Source organism: Salinicoccus halitifaciens (assembly GCF_021026095.1).
Taxonomy (GTDB): Bacteria; Bacillota; Bacilli; order Staphylococcales; family Salinicoccaceae; genus Lacicoccus; species Lacicoccus halitifaciens.
In genome coordinates, this window is sequence record NZ_JAJNCU010000001.1 from 826,362 (window position 1) to 850,578 (window position 24,217).

The 24,217-nt window shown below is 48.5% G+C and carries 22 protein-coding genes; 5 read left to right on the forward strand and 17 right to left on the reverse strand.

Annotated elements, in window-relative coordinates; genetic code table 11:
* The first annotated feature begins 206 nt into the window (after positions 1–206).
* Positions 207–2,726 carry a transglycosylase domain-containing protein gene (locus LPW40_RS04175; protein ID WP_230820949.1) on the forward strand — a complete coding sequence of 840 codons (2,520 nt, stop codon included), beginning with the start codon at positions 207–209 and terminating at the stop codon, positions 2,724–2,726.
* A gap of 59 nt (positions 2,727–2,785) precedes the next feature.
* Here LPW40_RS04175 and LPW40_RS04180 read toward each other — a convergent pair whose 3' ends face one another.
* Both LPW40_RS04180 and acsA read right to left on the reverse strand, forming a co-directional pair.
* Entirely contained in the window at positions 2,786–4,453 is a 1,668-nt protein-coding gene (locus tag LPW40_RS04180) for a formate--tetrahydrofolate ligase (RefSeq protein ID WP_230820950.1), read from the reverse strand.
* 203 nt (positions 4,454–4,656) lie between these two features.
* Complete coding sequence (acsA, locus tag LPW40_RS04185; RefSeq protein ID WP_230820951.1) at positions 4,657–6,369, reverse strand: acetate--CoA ligase; 1,713 nt, start codon at positions 6,367–6,369, stop codon at positions 4,657–4,659.
* A gap of 101 nt (positions 6,370–6,470) precedes the next feature.
* On the opposite strand from acsA, the gene LPW40_RS04190 reads away from it, so the two are divergent.
* Genes LPW40_RS04190 through LPW40_RS04200 form a run of 3 tightly spaced genes read left to right on the forward strand, consistent with a single transcriptional unit; the run spans position 6,471 to position 8,913 of the window.
* Positions 6,471–7,103 (forward strand): GNAT family N-acetyltransferase, encoded by a 633-nt coding sequence (locus LPW40_RS04190; RefSeq protein ID WP_413775982.1) that lies wholly within the window; start codon positions 6,471–6,473, stop codon positions 7,101–7,103.
* Between the two features lie 20 nt (positions 7,104–7,123).
* Complete coding sequence (locus LPW40_RS04195; protein WP_230820952.1) at positions 7,124–7,768, forward strand: CBS and ACT domain-containing protein; 645 nt, start codon at positions 7,124–7,126, stop codon at positions 7,766–7,768.
* Positions 7,765–8,913, forward strand: coding sequence for an acetoin utilization protein AcuC (locus LPW40_RS04200; RefSeq protein ID WP_230820953.1), 1,149 nt, complete (start codon positions 7,765–7,767; stop codon positions 8,911–8,913). Before LPW40_RS04195 ends, LPW40_RS04200 begins: the two co-directional genes overlap by 4 nt.
* Positions 8,914–8,961: 48 nt before the next feature.
* On the opposite strand, the gene ccpA is transcribed toward LPW40_RS04200, so the two are convergent.
* From ccpA to LPW40_RS04245, 9 genes are all read right to left on the reverse strand, one after another.
* Positions 8,962–9,957, reverse strand: coding sequence for a catabolite control protein A (ccpA, locus tag LPW40_RS04205; protein WP_097039364.1), 996 nt, complete (start codon positions 9,955–9,957; stop codon positions 8,962–8,964).
* A 152-nt stretch (positions 9,958–10,109) separates the two neighbouring features.
* Positions 10,110–10,592 (reverse strand): YtxH domain-containing protein, encoded by a 483-nt coding sequence (locus LPW40_RS04210; RefSeq protein WP_230820954.1) that lies wholly within the window; start codon positions 10,590–10,592, stop codon positions 10,110–10,112.
* Between the two features lie 39 nt (positions 10,593–10,631).
* Positions 10,632–11,153: a DUF948 domain-containing protein gene (locus tag LPW40_RS04215; protein ID WP_230820955.1), complete on the reverse strand. Its 522-nt coding sequence runs from the start codon at positions 11,151–11,153 to the stop codon at positions 10,632–10,634.
* 89 nt (positions 11,154–11,242) lie between these two features.
* A complete protein-coding gene (murC, locus tag LPW40_RS04220) occupies positions 11,243–12,541 on the reverse strand; it encodes a UDP-N-acetylmuramate--L-alanine ligase (protein ID WP_230820956.1) in 1,299 nt (432 codons plus the stop codon).
* 25 nt (positions 12,542–12,566) lie between these two features.
* Positions 12,567–14,264, reverse strand: coding sequence for a DNA translocase FtsK (locus LPW40_RS04225; protein WP_230820957.1), 1,698 nt, complete (start codon positions 14,262–14,264; stop codon positions 12,567–12,569).
* Between the two features lie 9 nt (positions 14,265–14,273).
* On the reverse strand, positions 14,274–14,867 hold the full coding sequence (gene ytpR / locus LPW40_RS04230) for a YtpR family tRNA-binding protein (protein ID WP_230820958.1): 594 nt from the start codon (positions 14,865–14,867) through the stop codon (positions 14,274–14,276).
* The gene (locus tag LPW40_RS04235) at positions 14,868–15,674 is read right to left on the reverse strand and encodes a DUF1444 family protein (protein WP_230820959.1); all 807 of its coding nucleotides are present in this window, start codon (positions 15,672–15,674) and stop codon (positions 14,868–14,870) included.
* 20 nt (positions 15,675–15,694) lie between these two features.
* Entirely contained in the window at positions 15,695–16,684 is a 990-nt protein-coding gene (locus LPW40_RS04240; protein WP_230820960.1) for a PTS transporter subunit IIC, read from the reverse strand.
* A gap of 16 nt (positions 16,685–16,700) precedes the next feature.
* Positions 16,701–17,750 carry a M42 family metallopeptidase gene (locus LPW40_RS04245; protein WP_413775983.1) on the reverse strand — a complete coding sequence of 350 codons (1,050 nt, stop codon included), beginning with the start codon at positions 17,748–17,750 and terminating at the stop codon, positions 16,701–16,703.
* A gap of 98 nt (positions 17,751–17,848) precedes the next feature.
* Here LPW40_RS04245 and LPW40_RS04250 point away from each other — a divergent pair, with 98 nt between their 5' ends.
* Positions 17,849–18,145 carry a hypothetical protein gene (locus LPW40_RS04250; RefSeq protein ID WP_097039382.1) on the forward strand — a complete coding sequence of 99 codons (297 nt, stop codon included), beginning with the start codon at positions 17,849–17,851 and terminating at the stop codon, positions 18,143–18,145.
* 10 nt (positions 18,146–18,155) lie between these two features.
* Here LPW40_RS04250 and LPW40_RS04255 read toward each other — a convergent pair whose 3' ends face one another.
* From LPW40_RS04255 to LPW40_RS04280, 6 genes are all read right to left on the reverse strand, one after another.
* Positions 18,156–19,355: a MalY/PatB family protein gene (locus LPW40_RS04255; RefSeq protein WP_230820962.1), complete on the reverse strand. Its 1,200-nt coding sequence runs from the start codon at positions 19,353–19,355 to the stop codon at positions 18,156–18,158.
* Positions 19,356–19,438: 83 nt separating this feature from the next.
* Positions 19,439–20,071 carry a tRNA (guanosine(46)-N7)-methyltransferase TrmB gene (gene trmB / locus LPW40_RS04260; RefSeq protein ID WP_230820963.1) on the reverse strand — a complete coding sequence of 211 codons (633 nt, stop codon included), beginning with the start codon at positions 20,069–20,071 and terminating at the stop codon, positions 19,439–19,441.
* A 26-nt stretch (positions 20,072–20,097) separates the two neighbouring features.
* Positions 20,098–20,889 carry a phosphotransferase family protein gene (locus LPW40_RS04265; RefSeq protein WP_097039387.1) on the reverse strand — a complete coding sequence of 264 codons (792 nt, stop codon included), beginning with the start codon at positions 20,887–20,889 and terminating at the stop codon, positions 20,098–20,100.
* A gap of 214 nt (positions 20,890–21,103) precedes the next feature.
* A complete protein-coding gene (dat, locus tag LPW40_RS04270) occupies positions 21,104–21,958 on the reverse strand; it encodes a D-amino-acid transaminase (RefSeq protein WP_230820964.1) in 855 nt (284 codons plus the stop codon).
* On the reverse strand, positions 21,939–23,369 hold the full coding sequence (gene pepV / locus LPW40_RS04275; protein ID WP_230821076.1) for a dipeptidase PepV: 1,431 nt from the start codon (positions 23,367–23,369) through the stop codon (positions 21,939–21,941). Before pepV ends, dat begins: the two co-directional genes overlap by 20 nt.
* Before the next feature lie 145 nt (positions 23,370–23,514).
* Entirely contained in the window at positions 23,515–24,165 is a 651-nt protein-coding gene (locus LPW40_RS04280) for a hypothetical protein (RefSeq protein ID WP_230820965.1), read from the reverse strand.
* Between the last annotated feature and the right edge of the window lie 52 nt (positions 24,166–24,217).

The window sequence follows — 24,217 nt, forward strand, 5'->3', positions numbered from 1 at the left end:
AGAATGACATCACTACTTCTCCCAATTATCCAGATGATATTAATTTAATGTTATAATAACACTTCCTTTGAAATTGTCAACTTTCAAAGGTCTTTTATGGAATGAAAAGTTTGTTCGGCGTGCGGGTTTTTAAATCTTGAAACGTTTGATATCACTATCTATAATTATTTTATCTATGGTATAATGTCCGTTGATAGGAGGTACAAATGAAGAAATATATCAATGATTTTACAAATAATATAAAGAAAATGTTCACAAGAAGTGAACCTGGCAGCGAGAAAGATAAAGTGACCGGCGGCACCTTCAAGGAGAAGTTTTCCAACATAGGTGCCAGGATGAGAAAAACCGGTTCTCCGCTCAGGACGGGATTCTTTGCTACATATGAGACAGTCTGGAATGTCATCCTGTTTTTCATCCTGACCATCTCATTATTGGGACTGCTCGCCTTCAGTGTCGGCCTCGGCTATTTTGCAGCCCTGGTGAATGATGAAGAGATCCAGTCCAATGAGGAACTTGAAGTTGCTCTGACAGAGATGACCGAGAGCACCACCGTCGCCTTCGGCTCCGGAGAATCCCTCGGCACGCTCCGTGCAGACCTGATCAGGGAACGCGTGGACTCTGATGATATCAACCCCTATGTGAAGGATGCGGTCATTGCAACGGAGGATGAACATTTCTACGAGCACAACGGTGTCGTGCCGAAAGCATTCATGCGTGCAGCGCTGCAGGTATTCGCCGGCGGTGACGACAGCACGGGCGGCAGTACGCTGACCCAGCAGCTCGTCAAGAACCAGCTCCTCACCAATGAGACCACATTCGACAGAAAGGCGATCGAACTCCTGCTTGCCTTCCGCGTCGAAAAGCTTCTCGACAAAGATGAAATTTTGGAAGCATACCTGAACGCCGTCTCATTCGGGCGTAACTCCAACGGCCAGAACATCGCAGGCATACAGGCCGCTGCAGAAGGTGTATTCGGCAAAGACGCCGCAGACCTGAACCTTGCAGAGAGCGCCTTCCTTGCGGGAATGCCCCAAAACCCTTATGCATATACGCCGTTCATGCAGGGCGGTGCGGTCAAGGATGAGGAATACCTCCAGCCAGGCAAAAACAGGCAGGAATTTGTACTCGATCGTATGCTGCTCGAAGGTAAAATCGACGAGGAAGAGCATGCAGAAGCACTTGAGTATGATATATACGCCAACCTGACCGACAGTGTCGTCGTGCCGAACCAGAACTATCCGTTCCTGACGGATGAAGTCGAGCGACGCGGTGTACAGATATTAAAGTATATACTGGCTGAAGAAGACGGGTTGACCCGTGAGGAAGTCGACGCGACTCCACTCATCAACCAGGACTATACGGAACAGGCCAATCAGGCACTGAGATATCAGGGGTATCATATCACCACGACCATCGACAAGGACATCTACGATCTGATGCAGGACGTCAAAGACAGCAATTTCTATTATTACGGCGACAGGAGCTCCGAAGATGCAATCGATGCGGATGACTCCGATGCAGAAGACGAAGTGATGCAGCATGAAGTCGGGGCCGTATTGAAGGAAAATGATACAGGCAAGATCCTCGGATTCATCGGCGGACGGGATCATGATGAATCATCGATCAACCATGCCACGCAGACGTCCCGGAACGTCGGTTCGACGATGAAACCGCTGATCACATTCGGTCCGGCCCTCGACAAGGGCATTATCGCACCGGATACAGTCCTGCTGGATGAGAAATTCGAAATCCCTGAATTGAACTGGGCGCCGGCAAACTACGACTATGAAGAGGAGTTCGGCCTCATTTCCGCAAAGCACGCACTCAGCAACTCATACAACTTGAGTACGTTGAGATTGTGGGCGGACGTCAGGGAAGAAAATCCGCGTGAATACTTCGAACGTATGAACCTGCCGCTGCAGGAAGACATGAACCCGGCCCTGCCGCTCGGCCCGAATGACTTGAGCGTCGAGCAGAACGTCGATGCCTTCTCAAGCTTTGCACAGGACGGCACGATGACGGAAGGCTACATGATTGAAAGTATCACGAGCCCGGACGGTGCAGTGGTCTACGAACATGAGCCGGTCGTGAATGAAGTCTGGAAAGATTCCACTGCATTCCTCATGTCAGATATGCTGACGGAATCATTCCAGACAGGTTCCGCATATCACATCAGTGATTTTTATGACAGCATCAGCAATGATTATGACTTTGCAGCGAAGACCGGTACATCCAACAGCTTCGTCGACTCATGGTTCATGGGTTACAACCCTGAAGTCACCCTTGGCCTGTGGATGGGCTATGATGCGAACATCCCTCAGGTTTCAGGTTATGAAGGTGAAGAGTATCTTCATATTTATAACTGGCGCAACCTGACCCAGGAACTTCTGGCACTCGTACCCGATCAGATGGGACGCGGCGCTTCATTCCAGCAGCCGGATTCGGTGAGAGAAATCGAATACTGTGCGTTGACGATGGAAACTGAAAGCGACTGTGAGGAGAACCTCGATCAGCCGATTGAAGGTCTTGTGGCAGAAGATACACGACTGAACGATAAAAGCAGTCTGAATGACCCTGAAATCCAATTGAGGATGGGTGCGGCATTTGATTCGAGCCTGTCCAACTCGTCACTCAGAGGTGTCGTCACAAACACCTACGACGACCGTTACAGAGTCGGCGGCGGCTCATCATCCAGCTCTTCATCAAGCGATGATGACGACGACTGAAACAATTAAATTAAAGCATAAAAAAATACCGGCCGATGGCCGGTATTTTTGTTTCTCTATTAGAATAAACCTCTTGAAGTACCGTCAGCGTCAACATCCATGTTAACAGCAGATGGTTTCTTCGGCAGGCCAGGCATAGTCATGATGTCACCTGTGAGGGCAACAACGAAACCAGCACCAGCTTTGACGTTAAGTTCTCTTACAGTCACAGTGAAGCCTTCAGGACGGCCGAGTTTAGTCGGATCGTCACTCAGTGAGTACTGTGATTTCGCCATACAAACAGGCAGGTCGCCGAAGCCGTTCGCTTCGATTTCTGCAAGCTGCTTCTTAGCTTTGTCTGCAAGGATTACGCCGTCGCCGCCGTAAACTTCCTTAACGATCGTTTCGATCTTTTGATCGATTGGAAGATCAAGGTCGTAAAGGTGTTTGAAGTCCTGTGGCTCTTCAAGAACTTCAAGAACCTGGTTGGCAAGCTCTACGCCGCCTTCTCCGCCTTTTTCCCAAACCTGTGTAAGTGCAACGCGTACGTTCTGCTCTTTACACCAGTCGAGGACGAAGTTTCTTTCTTCATCAGTGTCTGTAACGAAGTCGTTCAGGGCAACAACCGGCTCGACACCGAATTTACGGGCGTTTTCAATGTGTTTGCCTAAGTTGACAATACCTTCTTTAAGAGCATCCACGTTCGCTTCACCAAGGTCAGCTTTAGCAACGCCGCCGTTCATCTTGAGCGCACGGATTGTTGCAACAAGCACGATTGCATCCGGCTGGAAGCCGCCTTTACGTGATTTGATGTTCATGAACTTCTCTCCGCCGAGGTCGGAACCGAAACCACACTCTGTCACTACGATGTCAGCAAGTTTACGTGCTGTGTTTGTAGCAATCAGTGAGTTACATCCATGTGCAATGTTTGCGAATGGTCCACCGTGGATCAGTGCAGGTGTACCTTCCATAGTCTGTACAAGGTTTGGTTTGATCGCTTCTTTAAGAAGAAGTGCAAGTGCACCTTCAACTTCAAGTTCTTTTGCAGTTACAGGTTTTCTGTCGTACGTGTAACCGATGACCATCTCACCGAGTTTTTCTTTCAGATCTATGATGTCTGTAGCCAGACAAAGTACAGCCATGATTTCACTTGCAACAGTGATATCGAAACCATCTTCACGCGGTACTCCGCGGCTTGGTCCGCCAAGACCTACAACTACTTGACGCAGTGCACGGTCGTTCATGTCGAGGACTCTCTTCCATGAAACGCGGCGCGGGTCGATGTTCAGTTTGTTGCCGTGGTGAATGTGGTTGTCAATGAACGCGGACAGAGCGTTGTTCGCAGTAGTGATCGCATGCAGGTCACCGTTGAAATGAAGGTTGATTTCCTCCATCGGCAATACCTGTGCCTGACCACCGCCGGTCGCTCCACCTTTAACACCCATAACAGGACCTAATGATGGCTCACGCAATGCTACCATTACGTTCTTCTCAAGTTTGTTGAAAGCATCTGATAAACCGACAGTTACAGTGGATTTACCTTCTCCGGCAGGAGTTGGGTTCATCGCGGAAACCAAAACAATCTTAGAGTTGCTTTCGTCCCCCTCAAGCTGATGGATGTCCACTTTCGCTTTATGTTTACCATGAAGTTCCAAGGCCTCATTAGGAATGCCCGCTTTAGCTGCGATATCTTCTATCGGCTGGATATCCGCTTTAGCAGCAATTTCCTGATCTGTTAAATGTGCCATTATCTCATCTCCTAAATGAAAAATATTGAGTTATGCTGAGGCATAACACTTACAGACCTTATTATGACATATTCAAGTGAAGTATTCCACAAACAAGGAATTTAAAAATAATTCTGACAATATAACGGCTTGAAGAGGCGTTTTCACACGCCTCTCCTGCCTTTTAGTTATACATCTCCCCCCTGATTTAGGGTTGGAACACTTTAGTCATCGTCCATGCTCGATAAATCGCCGGCATCAATGTTCAGTTCCCATGCCTTAAGTACACGGCGCATGATCTTACCGCTTCTCGTCTTCGGCAGCTTGTCCTTGAATTCGATTTCCCTCGGTGCAGCATGTGCAGCCAGACCCTCTTTGACAAACTTCCTGATTTCTTCCTTCAATTCATCGGAAGCCTCATGCCCTTTCTTTAAAGCGATGAAGGCTTTGACGATTTCACCTCTGACAGGATCGGGCTTGCCGATCACGCCCGCTTCCTGGACTGCCGGGTGCTCCACCAGCTTCGATTCGATCTCGAACGGCCCGACCCTTTCACCCGCTGTCATGATGACGTCATCCACACGTCCCTGGAACCAGTAGTAGCCGTCTTCGTCCTTGTATGCGGAGTCTCCGGATACATACCATTCCCCGATGAAGTATGAGTCATATTTCGGCTTGTTCTTCCAGATTTCCCTCATCATTGCAGGCCACCCTGTCTTAAGCGCCAGGTTACCCATCCTGTTCGGCGGCAGCTCGTTGCCCTCATCATCGATGATGGCCGCCTCCACACCCGGGATCGGTTTGCCCATGGAACCGCCCTTGATATCCATGGCAGGGAAGTTGGTGATCATATGTGCACCGGTTTCAGTCATCCACCATGTGTCATGTATCCTCAGGTTGAAGACTTCCATGCCCCACTTCACTACTTCAGGATTCAGCGGTTCACCCACTGACAGCAGATGGCGCAGTGAGCTCAAATCATAATCTTTGACGATTTCATCGCCTGCACCCATCAGCATGCGGAATGCCGTCGGGGCACTGTACCAGACTGTGACCTTAAGGTCTTCAATCGCACCATACCATGCTTCAGGGGAGAACCTCCCGCCGACGACGACGTTCGTCACCCTGTTGAGCCATGGAGCGAAGATGCCGTAGGACGTCCCCGTCACCCAGCCCGGATCTGCTGTGCACCAGTAGACATCGTCCTCTTTAAGGTCGAGTACATATTTGCCTGAAATATACTGCTGGATCATGGCATAATGCACATGCAAAACACCTTTTGGCTGTCCGGTGGATCCGCTTGTGTAATGCAGGATCATGCCGTCTTCCTTATCCAGCCATTCGATATCGAATTCTTCTGAAGCGTTTTCAAAAGCAGCGTTGAAATCCAGATGATTTTCATCTTCAACCTTCCCGACCACGATCACTTTTTCAAGGTTCGGCAGGTCTTTCTCCGGTATGCGGTCCACCAGTTCAGGTGTCGTCACGATCACTTTCGCATCGCTGTTTTCAAGCCTGTCCTTGACCGCCTTCTCCATGAATGCCTCGAATAGCGGACCGACGATCGCCCCGACTTTCAGAGCACCGAGCAGGGTGAAATAAAGTTCAGGTGAGCGTGCCATGAAAATGAACACCCTGTCACCCTTCTCAACGCCGGCTTCATCTTTCAGTATATTCGCCGCCTTGTTGGAAGCTTCCTTCATATCTTTGAATGTATAGGATGATTTTTCATCCCCGTTTTTATAATACAGTGCATCCTTGTCTCCGTAGCCTTCATCCACATGTTTATCGATGCACTCGTATGCCATGTTGAATTTATTGGTTTTTGACCAGGAAAAATTCTCTTTGATCTCATCCCAGTCGAAATTTTCATAAACCTCATCATAATTTTTCATATTCGGATTTTCATCCGTGGCTTGATATAACTCTACTTTCATACTACATCCCCCTATAAGTTTTATGTTTTCTATTCATAGTATATAATAATGTTAACGTACTTTTCAAAATTTTTAAAACTAAAGTTCCGGGAGGTGTGAATGTGCAGCACCAAAAAACGTATCATCAGGAGAAGATGAGCATCGACGGCAGGGAAATCACCGTAGAGGGGCCGGCGTCCCATGAGATGCTCTCCTCCTGTACATTTGATGAAGGTTTGGATGCTTTCAGGGTGCCGGAAGAGCAGTACGAGGCGCTTCTGGAGATATCCGAACTTGAAGAAGGCCGGGTCATCATCGCCCGTGAAGGCACCCATATCGTCGGTTATGTCACTTACCATTACCCCGACCCGATGGAAAGATGGTCGGACGGCAACCTGCCCTACCTTCTTGAGCTCGGTGCGGTCGAAATAACACTCGACCACCGCAGCGGCGGCATCGGAAAGAAAATGATCCAGCTGTCCATGGAAGACCCCTTCGTTGAGAACTATATCATCATAACGACTGAATATTACTGGCACTGGGACCTGAAAAACACAGGCCTCGATGTGTATGAATATAAAGATATCATGATCAGACTGATGGCCAGTGCAGGCTTTGAAGTGTACCAGACGAACGATCCGGAAATTTCGGCGCATCCGGCGAACACCCTGATGGCCCGCGTGGGGAAAAACATCACAAGGGACCAGATGATGGAATTCGATAAGATCCGATTCAAAAACCGTTTCTTTTTTTAATGTCAAGGAGGATTCAAAATATGTTGGTAGAAAGAATTATGACATCTCCGGTGCGCACCCTGTCACCCGGAAATACTATAGAAGACGCTTTGGATATGATGGCCCGGCATTCATTCAGGCATGTGCCGATCGTCAATGAAGAGGAAAAACTCGTAGGCATCGTATCCGACAGGGACATCAAGATGACCCTGCCCTCCGTATTATCGGATGAGGATCCAGGTATGAATCTCGGCCAGCCGTTGTCGAGGATCATGAGGACCAATGTGACATATTGTCACCCACTCGATTTCGTCGAGGAGATCGCCCTGGATTTTTATCATTTTTCAATCGGTGCAATCCCCGTCGTCCGTGACGGCAGCATAGTGGGCATCGTCACCCAGAAGGATATGCTGAACACATTCCTCGAGCTGACCGGCATCAAAGAGCCCGGTTCCATCATCGAGATTGATATCGAGGACAGGACCGGCGTCATTTATGACATCGGGAAGATTTTCAAGGATTTGAACATCAGGATCATCAGTGTGTCGGTCTACCGCAACAAAGAGACTAAAGGGAATAAAATCATCGTACTGCGCATCCGGGCCATGAACCCGAGATTCGCCATACAGAAATTACAGGATGAAGGCTTCAATGTCCTGACACCTGATAAGATGGGTACACGATGAAACCATTATACGTGTACGACAAATCATTATTGAAATACCGGTTCAATGATCAACACCCCTTTAATCAAATGCGTGTGAAGATGACAACTGATTTACTGATGGATGCCGGTTTTTTAAAAGATGAGGACATCATCAAACCTAGACCGGCCACTGATGAAGAACTTCTGCTCGTGCACAAGCCGGATTATATCGAAGCGGTGAAGCAGGCCGGTAATGGCGGGCTTTCCGACTCCCAGCTTGAAAGCTACGGTCTGAACACCGACGACACCCCGACTTTTGACGATATGCATGAAAAGAGCAGTATGCTCGTCGGCGCCACCCTCGCTGCCGTCGATGAAGTGATGAAAGGCAATGCCAAAAAGGTGCTGAGCCTCGCCGGCGGCCTGCACCACGGGTTTACAGGCAGGGCCAGCGGATTCTGCATATACAATGATTCCGCCGTCGCAATAGAATATATGAGGAAACATTACGGCATGAAAGTCCTCTACATCGATACCGATGCCCACCACGGGGACGGCGTCCAGTGGGCGTTCTATAATACGAATGAAGTGATGACCTACTCCATCCATGAGACGGGAAGATATCTCTTTCCGGGGACCGGTTCCACGACTGAGCGGGGCAGTGATGACGGCTTCGGCTTCTCCGTCAACCTGCCTGTCGATGCATTCACCGAAGACGATTCATTTTTAAGCATATTCGAGCAGAGTATAGAAAAAGCGATCATCCGGTTCAAACCGGACATCATCCTGAGCCAGAACGGGGTCGATGCACATTACCGCGACCCGATGACCCACCTTTCACTGACCTCGAAATCATATGAAGAGATCCCCCGCATCGTGAACAGGCTGAGTGATAAGTATACGGAAGGCAAATGGATCGCCGTGGGCGGCGGCGGGTACAACATATGGCAGGTCGTGCCGCGCATGTGGGCGCAGATATGGCTCGCCATGCTCGGTGAAGAGCCGCCTTCAGGGCGCCTCCCCGAGCCATTCATCGACAAGTACCGCCCCAGATGCAAAGTCGAGTTTCCGGTTGAATGGCAGGATGATTTAAGCGATTTTGAAGATATCCCCCGCCGCAGCGACATCACCGAGAAGAATGATAATATGCTCCAGAGGATTTTGATGTATCTGGATCAAATATAAAAAACCTCTGTCCGGAGCAATTTCACTCCGTTCAGAGGTTTTATTCATTCATTTTGTGGAAGCCCTGTACTCGATGGCATACGGCAGGATCACATTCGGTTCATCCACCGGCTCATCTTTCATGTACTTGGTCAAAAGTCTCATGCCGACAGCGCCGATATCGTACAGCGGTATCGCTATGCTCGTCACAGGCGGCCGCATCATATGCACAAGCCGTGTGTTGCTGCAGCTGACCAGCTGCAGCCTGTTCGGGAAGCTGATGCCGCGGTCGAGCGCCCCGTGGAGCATGCCGACAGCCGCTTCATCGCTCATCGTGAGGAGGACATCCACGTTATCATCCTCGTCGATCAGCCTGTCAAAGACTTCCCTGCCCGCATGGTAATGCGTCGCAACTTCCCGGGTATACTCTTCCTTGAAAGGCAGATCGTACTCTTTATAAGCTTCTTTCAAGCCGTCTTCGATATGGCGCTCAAGCTGCTCTGAGTACAGTGCCTTGATGAAATAGATGTCCTTGGCACCTTTATCGAGCAGATGGGTCGCCACTTCTTTGATCGCCTTGAAATAATCGATGTTCACGGATGGCAGATTCGCATCTTTTTCACTGGTCCCGCAAATGACGACCGGCACATTCGAGTTTTTGATGTCCTCGATGGTTTCGTCATTTATCGTGCCTCCAAGGAAGACGATGCCGTCCACCTGTTTACTGACAAGGTTCAAAAACGAATCCCTTTCCTTTTCAGGATTGTTGTCCGTATTTGTGATGATGGTCTGATAATTGTACATTTCCGCGATATCATCAAGACCCCTGGCCAGTGAAGAATAATAGAGATTCGAGATATCCGGTATGATCACCCCTACAGTTGTCGTTTTCTTGCTTGCAAGTCCACGGGCAATTGCGTTGGGCCTGTAATTTAACCTTTTTATGACTTCCTTAACTTTTTTTCTGGTCTCTGGTTTGACGTTTGGATTGCCATTAAGTACTCGAGACACTGTGGCCATGGAAACTTTCGCTTCACGCGCCACATCATAGATAGTTACCGTCATATATATACACCCCCGAGTTAATAATGTAAGCGTTTGTTTTTAATAATACCACGAAAAGACCGAAGGATACACCATAATTTGATTGTTTGTTCTAAAAATCACAAAAGCGGCAAAAAATAAACCACATGCATCAGCATGTGGTTGTCATGATACTATTTTTCTTCATCCGGCTTTTCTGCATACTTGGACATATCCACTCTGCGCGGATCCTGTGTCCCTTCATCTGCAACATCGTCCTGGATGGCCCTTCTCTGCGCCTGTATCTCTTTTTCATCCAGCTCTTTTATGCGCTTCTTTTCTTCGCTTTCGCTTTTCTTGACGACCATATCATCTTTTTTCCCCTCGAGCTTTTCACGCAGCTCTTCGGTTTTCTGTTCTGCTTTCGCTTTCAGTGAATCGTCGCCGGAACTGTCGTCCTGTTTGGAGTTGAATGTCCCGGTGAATTTGTTGGTTGTGTCAGAAATATCATCCCGGAGGGCATCGCCGGATTTCGGAGCCAGGAACAAGCCTCCCACTGTACCGACAATCAGGCCGATCACCAGACCGATCGAGAAATCGCGTCCGGTTGTAGTGTTGATCTGCTCTTCATATTCTTCCACACCGTGCAGGTGGCGATCTCTATTATAAGTTTCCATAAACTTTGAAGACCTCCCTTTTCGATTTTAAAACGAGTATCATCTGTTCTGATTCTGATTGTCTGTGCTCGGTGAGTTTACAGCGACCGGCAGATTTTCATCATCACCGGCAGGGCGTGTGTTCGTATTGTAGGCTTTGTTCCTTCTCTGCCTCATCTGCCACTTGTCTGCAACTTCCATTGCGACGTTCGACCACTGGACAACCTGGGAGATTTTCTCCTCATTTTGCGAGATGTTGTGAGTGATGGAATTCGTCACCCTGTCCACTGAACTGTTCAGGTTGTTCACTGAATCACCCATACCCTGAACTGCTTCGACGACTGAGTTCAGTTTCTGGGATTTACCCTGGATATCTTCAGTCAGACGGTTAGCTTTATGAAGTAAGTCGGTGGATTCTCTTGTGATCCCCTGAATCTGACCTTCGACACCATCAAGTGTTTTTGCAATATGATCAAGATTCTTTTTAACAGGTATTAAAACATAAGCAATAGCAATTGCGACTACAAGCAGTGCGATTGCTGCTATGCCTGCGGCTATAGCGAGTATAAGCTGCCAATCCATAATTAAACGCCTCCATATTCTTCTGTCAATTTTTTATTCATTATTTAAAATAGCCTAAATCCTTACGCTGTAAACATTAATTTCAATAATTATGATAATAATTCAGTGAATCTCTTCTCATACTTTTGGATATCTCCGGCACCCATGAAGATGATGACTGCTTCCGGATGATTATTCAAAAGACTGATATCGTCATCATTCAATACCGTCGCATCCGGGATGAGCTCCACCAGGTCTGCACTGGACAGGTTGCCTGCAGATTCCCTTGCAGAGCCGAATATGTCCACGATATATGTCTTATCGGAACCATTCAGCGCTTCTGCAAACTCGTTCAGGAACTTCTCGGTCCTTGAAAAAGTATGCGGCTGGAAAACCGAGACGATTTCCCGCTCCGGATATTTCTTCCGCGCCGTTTCGAGCGTCGCCCTGATCTCTTTCGGATGGTGGGCGTAATCGTCCACGATGACCATCTCATTGATATATGTTTCACTGAAACGCCGTTTAACGCCGCCGAAAGTCAGGAACGCAGACTTGATGTTTTCCATGTTCAGCGACTCGAGGTAGCATACCGCGATGACGGACAGTGAGTTCAGCACATGGTGATCCCCGAACATCGGAATCTTGAACGTATCCCGGTACTCATCGCCAATGGTCACATCAAACTGTGTGCCGCCTTCTGCAAATCTGATGTTCGATGCGACGATGTCATAGTCGCCTTCTATGCCGTAAGTATAAAGCGGCACATCGACATCGATCCTTGAAATATTGCCGTCACCACCGTAAGCGATGACCGCTTTTCCCGCCTGGGAGGCCATTTCGTCGAACGCATCGACGACATCATCCAGATCCTTGAAATAATCCGGATGATCGAAATCGATGTTGGTGATGATTGCGTAATCCGGGTGGTAGCTGAGGAAGTGCCTCTTATATTCACATGATTCAAATGTGAAATAGCTGCTCTCCTTTATGCCGAACCCTGTACCGTCACCGATCAGGAAGGTCGTCTCGACATCGCCGTTCATGACATGGCTGAGCAGACCCGTGGTCGATGTCTTGCCATGCGCTCCGGTGACGGCGATGGATGTGAAGCCCTTCATGAAGTCGGCCAGATATTTATGATAGCGCACGACTTTATATCCCATGTCCAGCGCTTTTTTTATTTCTATATGATCGTCCTTGAAGGCATTGCCTGCAATATAAGTATACCCCTCCACAATATTGTCCGCATCGAAAGGAAGGATTTCAATCCCTTTATCCCTCAACTGAAATTCTGTAAATACTTCCTTATCAATATCGGAACCGCGGACCTCATGGCCCAGATCGTGGAGCACCTGCGCCAAAGCACTCATGCCTGCACCTTTAATACCAATAAAATGAAATTTTTCCACGGGGTCACCACACTTTCTCAATATATTAAGACTGCTGCTCACGAATGAACTTCAGAATCTCATCTTTAGTCTGCTGCTCGATTTCTCCCCTGTTCACTCTGAGAGGTTTGTTTGAAGTCGGGATCTGGACCAGCATATCGTTGCCGGTCATCAGATTTTCAGCCCCGCTGACCACCTGGTTCCTGTCATCTTTGTAGGAAATCCTCGTCTGCATCATCTGGAGCAGTTCATAACGGATTTTCGCCGACAGGCTGCCGTGGCGTATGACCAGATGGATTCCGAGCGGTTTACCCACTTTCAATATCTGGATGATGATGTTCATCGTGGCGGTATTGGTGCTCTGGACCAGATCGCTGAAATCATCGATCACCACCATGATCACACTTTTCTTGTTGGCGTGGCTGACACGCTGGTTGAAGCTTGAAATATTGCGTACATGCGCCCGTCTGAACTGATTCTGCCTTGAGTTCAGCTCCTGCATGACATCGTTCAGGCAATCCTCCGACTTAAGGCTCTGAAAATCAGAAAACAGGTGCGGCAGGCCTTTATAATCCTCATACCCTTCACCGCTGAGGGCGAAAACAAATTTCAGATCATGCGGGGTATGGTTCATCAAAAGCGACATGATTATATTATCGATCAAATGCTCGGCTTCAGAGTCTGCCCCGCCGTGCACGAGCAGGTGGCCGGCTTTTAAAAGTTCAAAACTGAAAATCTGGTCATCGGCAATCTTTCCGAGAGCGAATTTATAATCATTTTTCCTGAGCTTCAGGCTGCTCTTCTGGAACAAAGTGCTGAAATAAGCAGGCTTCGGTTCCCTGACGGGCGTTTCGATGCCGATATGGCTCGTTCCGATTATCGGGGCGACGATCCGCATGTGGTCGACAGGCAGATGAGGCAGGATATGTGCCTTCAGCTTCGGGATGTTATTGACCCGGAAACTCCTGCTCAACTGGATTTCATGGGTGCCGATCACACCATTGGAAATATACCGGTTAATATCCGCAGGGATGCCGGCAGTTTTAAAAGCCTGAACGAGCGCTTCGCTCAGCTCTTTGTCCTCTTCGGCATAATCCGCTGCCTGGGCCTTCCCGAGCATATTCATGGATGGGAGGCTCTGCGTCGGACCGAAGCGTTTCTCTGTGGAACGTTCCTTGATTTTGACCTCGGTGCCCATGGTCCGTATCGGTATTTTTTCATCCAGCAGAGTATCTTTCTTTTTCCCGAGCGGCTTTTTAGCCGGTTTCAGATTGTACGTCTCTTCCGCCTTTTTAGCGTGCTTTTCGGCACTTTCCCTTTTCCGTCTTTCATCCCGGGCCTTTTTACGGTTCCTCTCCCTGACGATCTCCCTCACGATATTGGATTGGATGGCATCATAGTTGATATCGTCTTCATACGTCTCCTCAGCAGCCTTTTCACCGCGTGGCGAGGCAGGCACTTCAGTGTCCCTTTTCTTCAGTCCGTGTATCGCTGAAGGGATTTCCCGCGCTTTTTTCAATATGAAGCCGGAATTGTCTCTTCCGGGCAGACGTGTGGATGGACGGGGATCACGTCTTTCAGGCCGCTTCATGAACTCATCGCTCCCGTGGGCGTCGTCCCGGGCAGGCTTTGGCGGTTCATTGATGAAGTCGCTCCCCAAATCCATCGGAAACCTGAAACGGTCGTCCGATAAATTTCTGTCATCCGCCGGCTTGAATTCTCTTCTTTTCCTTGATCTGGACATAGTCTCACCCTATTTCACTTCGAATGGCTGGCCGGTTTCATAGTCATCGCCCAGGACATAAATGCCGTCAACGCCGTCGTCCTCAAGATTGAGCTCTTTTTTTGAACAGATCATCCCGCTTGATTCGACACCTCTTAATTTTGAAGGCCTGATATGGAGTCCGTCCGGCATCCACGCCCCGACTCTGGCAACGACGACTTTCTGGCCCGCTTCAACGTTCGGTGCACCGCATACTATATTGAGTGTTTCATCGCCGACATCGACTTTGCAGACGCTGAGCTTATCCGCATCGGGATGCTGGGATTTCTCTTCGACATGCCCGACGATGAACTTCGGACTCAAGTCCGCATCAATTTCCGGTTCGCCGACAGATTTCAGGATCTCATTGATTTTATCGAGGTGTGCTTCCGTCGGTGTGACATTGACGGCACCTCCTTCAAGGTCGAACTTTTCGGCTGCTTTGAATATGTTCAGTCCGGTGATCTTATCACCTTCTTTTATCACCGTCACATCACCGTGATGGGTGTATGACGGTGATTCGGCACTTTCCAATGATACGAATAAAACATCGCCTACATGCGCTTCATTATATGTCAGTTTCATTTATTTCCCTCTTTTTGAATTCTTTTGTTTGCCGAGTATGAACACCGGCTGTAATTTTTTGTCCATATATGAGAATGATAAGGATGTGATCGGTGTCAGGCCTTCTGCGAAATACTGCATCATCATCTGTGCCATGATGTCATAGCCGACCTGGTTCTTCACATCCGCAATGATCAGCACATCCTGGTGCGGCAGGCCGACCATCATCTCACCTTCACATATATCATACATCTCGTTTAAGAATTTTTCATTCAAAATCCTGGATGCATCGTACCCGTCGTTATGGTTCACGAAATAAAAATCATTTTCCTGGACGGTCTGCTTCTTATAGTCGATCTTCAGGTTTTCAAGGTTGTTGAATGCAAGCACCCTGATGTCCTCATGACTCATATCGAAAGATGCTGCAAGTGCCTCGTCGATCAGCCGGTAGCTGTTCTTGAGGTCGATCGCATAATAGATTCTCGTCTCATTCGTATGATCATCCGTTATGAAGACATTGCCCTCCTTCGTCTCCTTGTGGAAACTTGTGGCCCTGACGACCGGATAGATCATCGCCTGATCCAGGTTTACGGGATCATCGGCCATGCGGCTCAGTGTTTCATCGATATAGTAAATGATTTCATCGATGAAATTTTCGTTGTTCTTTGCTTTCTGGACCGCTTTGGCGAGTTCAATATCCACGCCTTTTTTATTGTCTTTCCTTTCAACCCTCAAAGCTTCATCTTTCCGGTTGAATTTGAAATCGAAGTCGTTCCTTTTCGAATCCAGTTTTTCAATGATTATGTCTTTCAGTTTAAAAACATTCATGCGAATGCCTCCATTAATTTCTACTTATTTAATCCGATGACCTGGTCACCGTCTTTGATCATGTTCATTTGACGCATCAGAGCATAGATGACATACGTGACGAGCGCCGGTAATATGATGTGGAATACTGCGATGAGCACCACCACATCCACAGAAGGCCCCATCGTTTCGATTGCCATGATCTGTCCGACAAAGCCGCTTGTGCCCATTCCGGCACCGGCTGCATTATTCTCCATCGGGAAGAACACTGTCATGACCGGGGCGATGATCGCACTTGCAAGCGTCGGCGGCACCATGATGAACGGGTTCAGGAAGATGTTCGGCACCTGCAGCATCGATGTGCCGATGCCCAATGATATGAGTCCCGACACGCCGTTATCCCTGTAGCCCTGGACCGCGAAGCCGACCATATGGCAGCAGCACCCGATTACGGCAGCACCTGCTGCAAGGCCGCTGATTTCAAGCATGAGGGCAAGGGCCGCGCTCGACAACGGGGCGGTCAGCATCAGGCCGAAGACCACCGCAACGAGCATACCCATCACGAATGGGCGCTGTTCGGTGGCGAATACAATGAATTCCCCGACATTCGTCATGAAATCCCCGATCCACGGGCCGACGGACTGCGCCACAAGGTAACCTGCAACGATGGTCAACAGCGGTGTGATGATGATATCGATTTTCGTCCTGCCGCTGTAGAGGCGGCTGATTTCAACCGCAGCGACACTCGCGATGAAACTGCCGGCGGCGCCCCCAAATTCATAGGCGGCGTAGCTCACGACGACTGTGGAAAAAATGACGAGCGGCGGTGCCTTCAAACCGTAACTGATTGCAGCCCCGATTGCAGCTCCCGTCAATGTCATGGCGACAGCGCCGATTTCTGTCATGAATGATAAAAAAGGTATATAAGTTCCGATCGTATCCATGATCAATCCAATGATCAGTGATGAAAAGAGCCCGAGCGCCATGAAGCCCATACCGTCTATAAACCATCTTCTCAAGAGTTTTCTCATAATCGTCCCCGCCTGATCAGTCGCCTTTCAGCGTATTGACCACTCCGGAATCAATGCCCCGGATCAACTCTTTCAAAAATTTACGCGCCTCTAAATAATCGTTGTAATTGATGATCGAGTGCGAAGTGTGGATGTAGCGTGCGCAGATTCCGACGACACCCGAGATCACACCTTCACCTGATATATGGATGCTTCCTGCATCCGTTCCTCCGGGCGATGTGTAATATTGATATTTTATCCCATTATCTTCGGCGATTTCAATCATATAATCTCTCATGGGTTTCGACAGTATCATTGAACGGTCCATGAGGCGAAGCAATGTACCTTCACCGAGCCTGCCCACATCGTCGCTTTTACCCATCATATCATTGGCAGGTGAGCAATCCACAACGAAAGCTATGTCCGGCTTGACCATGTTGCTGCTCACTTTGGCGCCACGGAGGCCCACCTCTTCCTGGACAGTGGCACCCACATATAAGTCACAGTCGAGCTCTGCGTCTTTCAATGATTCCAATACTTCGACCGCGATCAGGCAGCCGTACCTGTTATCCCAAGCTTTGGCCAGCAGTTTTTCCTCTTTTTCCATCACTTCGAATTCCACATCCGGGACGATGGAATCGCCGACTGCAATGCCCATCTTTTCGATTTCCTCCGGGCTGTCGCCGCCGACATCGAGGAGCATGTCCTTGATCTCAGTCTTTTTATCTTTGCCGCCTTTTCGGAAATGCACCGGTACACTGCCGACGATGCCGGTGATTTCCTTGTTGTCCCTTGTGCGGACCTTCAGTTTCTGGCTGAGCAGGACATCACTCGACCAGCCGCCGAGCGGGACGAATTTCAGCATGCCGTTCTTCTTGATTTCCGTCACCATGAAGCCCACTTCATCCATATGGGCAGCGATCATGACTTTCGGTGCATCTGCCTTCCCGCTCTTTTTGACGGCAAAAATACCGCCCAGTCCATCAGTGATGATTTCATCGGACAGCGGTTCAAGCTCTTTCCTCAAATAATTCCTGACGAGATCTTCAAAACCCGGTGCACCGTGCAGCTCGGTCAATGTTTTCATTCTATCCAATGTTTTTTGTGATAAATTCATGATAAATCCCCTTTAATTATGATTTTCATATAATCCATATGGTAAACTACATTCAAGGAGGTAGTTTTATGTCAAAAAGATCAATGTTTCTATTGTTATCAGTCATCACCACAGTTCCATTCCTGATATGGTTCTTCCTTTACAGAACGGTGGATGCACAAAAAGTGATTGACGGACTGCATTTACAGTTTGACGATGTATCGTTCATTTCTCTGGATTACCATACGGATGAAAGGAACCTGCTCGGCATGAAATCGAAAGTCATCAACGGCATCGTGCACGTCGGTGAAGGCGAAGAGACTTCCAAATACGAATTCACCGCTGATGCCTACACAGGTGAAATCATGGAGATTACTAACCAGTAATCTCCTTTTTTTATACCTTGCTTTCTTCTTTCAGACGTTCAATCGTCCTGTGGATCCGCTCCATGCCTTCCTCGATCCTTTTTCTGCTGGAGGCGACATTCATCCTGAAACGGCCGTTTTCGGACAAATCGTACATATGGCCAGGCGATACCGCAATCTCCCCGATATCCACGAGCGCCTTATGCATGACCGCATCCGGGATGCCGGACTTCTCGAAACTGATCCAGGCAAGATATGTCGAGTCCGGCTTTTTGAATGAAAGATGTTCAGAGAGGTGTTCATCGATGTAGTCGGATATATAATCGAAATTCCCTTCCAGGTGGTCGTTCAATTCATCCACCCAGTCGCCGCACTCCATGTAGGCCGCTTCGATTGCAGCGAGTACAAGGCTGTTTGCCGTACCGACATTATAGCGGTGGTCGAATTCACGCACGATTTTCTCCTTCAACGGCTCATTTTTTGTAATGAAATATGAGTGAGGAAGGCTTGCCAGGTTGAACGTCTTCCCAAGGCCGGTCGTGACGAGGATCGGATCATCCTCCTCCATCAGCTCCACCATGGAGACGAAATCCTCCTTCGGCCTCACAAAATCCATATGGATTTCATCACTGACGAAAAAGACGTCATTTTGAATGCAGATGTCCTTCATCTTCTGAAGCTCTTCCTTTGTCCACACCCTGCCCGTCGGATTATGCGGGTTGCAGTGTACATAGACTTTATTCTCCGGCTCGCGGCACAGTGCCTCGAACTGTTCAAAGTCAAATGCATAGTCATCTTCTTCAATCAGCGGACAGGAGACCACTTTACGGTCGTTCCCTTTCAATACTTTTAAAAATGCATTATACGTCGGCATGGTCAGGATCACTCCGTCGCCCTTTTCGGAATTCAGGCGGATGGCTTCACTCACCGTATACAGCACGGAAGGCGCATAAGTGATCATGTCATCTGTCAGATCCACATCAAAGCGCGATTTCCACCACTGCTTGACAGGGCCGTAAAATTTCGGGTTCTTCCATATCGTGTAGCCGAAGATTCCGTTGTCCAGCCTTTTCTTCATTGCTTCAGTGATTGCCTCAGGGGTTTTGATGTCCATATCGGCAATCCAGAAAGGTGCAAGGCCAGTCCTTCCGAAAACCGGTTCCGTACCTTCATATTGAATGCTGAAAGTGCCTTCCCTTGTTGTTTCCTCTTCGAAATTAAACTTAGTCAACTGCATTCCCTCCACAATAAATTTGCTCATAATGTATTTTAGCATTCTTTAATGAGAATTACATTGCAAAGAAAAAAAGCACCTTAAAAAGATGCTTTCAGGAAAAATATTCTGCTGCCGTTCCCGGAGAATTTCTCCTCATATTCCGTCCGGATATTGTCCTCCGGCTCTTCTTCATGGAGATCCAGGATGATTTCTTCAAATTTCATGCCGTATGCATTGAGGCTTTGCAGACTGTATTCGAAAAGTCCGCGGTTATCCGTTTTGAACTGGATTGCACAGCCCGGCTTTAAAATGCTTTCATAACGGCTGAGGAAAGTCTGATGCGTCAGTCTCCTTTTCGCATGGCGGGTCTTCGGCCATGGATCCGAAAAATTAAGGTAAATCTTTGAAGCCGTATCCGGCAAGATGTAGTCACTGATGAAATTGGCATCCAAAAGTGCCAGCCTGACGTTCTTCAAATCCATCTCGACGATCTTCTCGACGACCCGGATGATGATGTTCTTATCAAGCTCGATGCCGAGGTAGTTGATGTCGGGGTTCCTTTTTGCAAGTTCGGTGATGAACGTGCCCATCCCCGTCCCGATCTCAATATGAAGGGGCTGTTCCTCTTCAAAGAAATCATGGATGTTTTTTTCATAGGCATTTGTTATGTCGACGATGTGACTATGTTCTTCCAGGTAGTCCATCGCCCATGGTTTGTTGCGGATTCTCATTTCGTTACTCCATTTCAATTTTACGGCTAGATGAAACGGTCTCTCCTGATCACATGGTTCAGGAATAAGATCCAGTCATTCATATCTTTGAAACGCTTATGGTCCTCATACCACTGGACCATCGTGATCGCCTGCACCAGGGTATACCACTTCATGCGTTTCCGCAGGTCCCGTGTATATTCGATGCCGTATGATTCGAGCCACGCGTCCCAGTCTTCGGGCTTGACATAAGTATATAAAATCATACCGATATCAATGGCCGGGTCGGCGATCATGGCGCCTTCCCAGTCCACCAGGTAAAGCTCGTCCTGATCGGAGAGCAGCCAATTATTGTGGTTGACGTCCCCATGGCAGACCGTGCACAATGACTGGTCAAGCTTTGGGATTTCATTTTCCAGGTATTGGATGGCGCTCCTCACAGTGTGATGGGCATTCACTTTCGGGGATAATGAAGACTGGATTTTATTCAACAGCAGATCAGGGAGCATGGGTTTCATGCCTATCTTTTTAAGCATGGTCAACAAAGGGCGTGATGAGTGGATTTTCTTCATCAGTGCTGCCACCCTTTTTGAAGTCATTTCCTCATGGGTCAGCTCGCGGCCATTCTTCCAATGTTGTGCTGTTACGACTTCTCCCGTTTCAATGCGTTTAGTCCAAACCAACTTCGGCACTATGCCTTCTGCAGACAGTGCAGCAAGAAAAGGGCTGGCGTTGCGTTTAAGAAAGAGTTTGCGACCATCCTGTTCCGCCTTGTAGGCTTCACCTGAGGCGCCTCCCACCGGGTCCAGTGTCCAGCCGAGCTGATAGAAATGCTCCAAATTCCACACCTCTTTTCGTCCTTAAAAAAAGCGCTAAAATAATTGAGGACAGATTAGCGCTTTTTTGTTTCGTGATTAAAATAATATAGTGTTTATGGACGAATTTCAAGACTCATATCCATTTCTTCAAATGACAACTCGAAAAAAACAGCTCTCAAAGTCACATTGTATAAGGCTTCAACCTCTTTTAAAAATATATGTGTAATATCTCCCGTTAACTTTGTTTAACTGATTTTAATTGTGTGATTTTTTTATTAAAGAGTGACTGCAGTTTACGCGTCGTACCGCCGACCGAGCCGTCCCCGACCTGTCTCCCGTCGATATTGACGACCGGTGTGATTTCCTGCGTCGTGCTCGTGTAGAACACTTCATCCGCTTCGCTCATGTCGGGAACCGTGAAGCCTTCTTCACGGAAAGGTATTTCATTTTCTTCAGCCAGTTTAAGCACTTCCTGGCGGGTGATCCCATTCAGGATGAGGTTGTCCGCCGGGTGGGTGAAAAGCGTCCCGTTCCGCACCATGAACACATTGGTCGAGGAACCTTCCGTCACCACACCGTCACGGTGCATGATCGTCTCCTTGGCACCATTTTCCACCGCATACTGCTTCTCCATGACATTCGCCAGCAGGTTCAGGCTTTTAACGTGACATTTCAGCCAGCGGTAGTCCTCCGTGGTCACTGCCCTGACGCCTTCCTCCATCTGGGCGTGCGGCCGCTTCGCTCCCCTGATGCTCGCATAGATTACAGGGTTGCTGCCATCAGGAAAACTGTGGTCGCGCGGGGCGATGCCCCTTGAGACCTGAATGTACAGGGCGCCGTCTGTGATGGCGTTCCTCTCCCTGACTTCATGGAGTATTTCAACAATCTTCTCCCGTTCCAGGCCTCTGATCATCACTTCTTCTGCACTGGCCATCAGCCGGTCGGTATGTTCATCCAGTGTGAAAAAACGGCCGTCGTATATACGGACCACTTCATAGACGCCGTCACCAAAGTAGAATGCACGGTCCCCGCTTTTGATCCTCATCTCGTCATGATTGACATATTCCCCATTATAATAACTTATCCTCACTGATCTCACCCTCTACACATATTCTGTAAACCGCTTCTAAATAAATGGCTGTCGCCTTCAGCAGTTCCTCGATCTTCATCGTTTCATTCTTCTGGTGCATCGTGTCTTTGGTATCCTTGAACATCGCCCCGAAGGCAACACCCCGTTCAAGCGTCCTCGCGTAGGTGCCCCCGCCTACGGTGAAAGGTTCCGACGGGTCATCCACATGGTTGCGGTAACTGTCGAGCAGCACCCTGACCAGCGGGTCCGCCGGATCCACGAAATGCGGCGGCTCGTCCGTCACGTCTTCGATCATGAATCCTTCATCCGAGATCTTTTCTTTGAATGCCTCGATCTTCCCCTGGAAATCCAGACCTTCCGGATACCGCAGGTTCACACCGAAGCTCGCCCCGTCCACCTCCGTATAATTGATCATGCCCGTGTTGACACTGACTTCACCCATCTCTTCATGCTTATGTGCCATATCGAACCGGCTGCCGTCATAGTGGTCGATAATATAGTTTTGGGCAAATTGCACAAAATTCCTCGCGTTGTCGTCGAGTTCCAGCGTGCTCAGGAACTCAATCAGTATGAAACCGGCATTGACGCCCGCTTCAGGCGTCGAACCGTGTGCACTCTGCCCTTCGGTGCGGATGATCAGGAAGCCGTTGTCGACTTCATAATCCCCCTTCACCTTATTGCTCCTCAGGAAATCCTCAAATGACTGGATGACTTCCGTCATATTCTGTATCACTTTCAGCTTCGCCTCGGCCTCTTCGGGGACCATGTTGTACCTCTCCCCTGAAATCAGCACTTTCAATTCGATGTTCGGCTCCACCTCATCAAGATGCGTATGTTTCTGGACGATGTTGAAGGAGGTGATCCCCTTCTCCCCGTAGATCAGCGGGAAAGACGCATCGGGCGCAAAACCCGCATCCGGCATCTCCTCACTGTCGAAATAAGCTTTCGTGCATTCCCAGTCGGACTCTTCATCGGTGCCGATGATCAGGCGTGTCTTCACTTTGAAGTCAAAACCCTGCTCTTTTAAGATCTTCAATGCATAATAAGCCGCCATCGTCGGTCCCTTGTCGTCCTGCACACCGCGTGCCGTGATCGTCTCATCCGTGATGAGGGGATCGAACGGCGGGTGGTTCCAGCCGCTTCCGGGCGGTACGACGTCCACATGCCCGAGTATGCCGAACAGTTCCTCACCCGAGCCTATTTCAATATGCCCTGCCAGTCCATCCACTTCCTTCGTCGCAAAACCATCCCTTTCACCAAGTTCCATCATATAGTCCAGCGCCGCTTTCGGCCCTTCACCAACCGGCGCATTTTCCGACGGGTCGCCTTTGACGCTTTCCACTTTAAGCAATCCGGTCAAATCTTCAATCAGTGAATCTTTATGCTGCATGACAAGTGCCTGAAAATCCATGACGTTCATCCCTACCCATTCGTTATTTGTACTTCATGATAAATACATTTGCCTCTGAACACAAGTGTTCATCAGCTGTTTTGGGAATTTTTTTGAAAATAAAAAAACCGGTTCCCAAGAACCGGTCGAGTCATTGCAGAATGACTTACTTATTGTCTTTATTTTTGTCTGAGTTTTCATCGGAATCTTCGTCGTAGACGACATGGATATTGTGGTTGTCGTTTATTTCGCCTTTATCGCTGACCACTTCTGCACCCGGTGTCTCCTCCGGATGGAGTATTCCGCCTTCGGAATCGAAGTTGCCTTCCTCCTGGTCGGTCGTAAGGTGGCCGTCGCCGTCTTCTGCATCCGGCTTCACATCATAATCGGAATCATTATTTTTATCTTCCTCATTTTCAGTGTTTCCACCGGAGCTGTCGGATTCGGATTCCTCTGATTCATCCTTCATCTTTTCAATCTCTTCTTTGGCTTGTTCCTGGTACTGCTGAGCCTGCTCGCTCATCTTACTCTGATAATCCTTGGCCTGCTCGGTCACTTTGGACTGTACATCCTGTGCGTAGCTCTTAGGGTCGTCCTTGGCTTTGGAATACTCTTCCTTCGCCTTGCCCTGGACTTCCTGGGCTTTCTCAGTCACTTTGCTCTGGACGTTCTGAGCATATTCCTTAGGATTTTCCTTCGCTTTCTGATACTCGTTCATGACGGCATCCCTGTTTTCCTTTTCGGATAACTTCTTGACTGCTGCTGCGATACCGACCAATGCTGCAATTCTGAGTAAACCACTAATTAATCTTCCCATTGATATACACCTCTATTGAATTTAGTTTCTTTTGAATACTAATCAATATTTA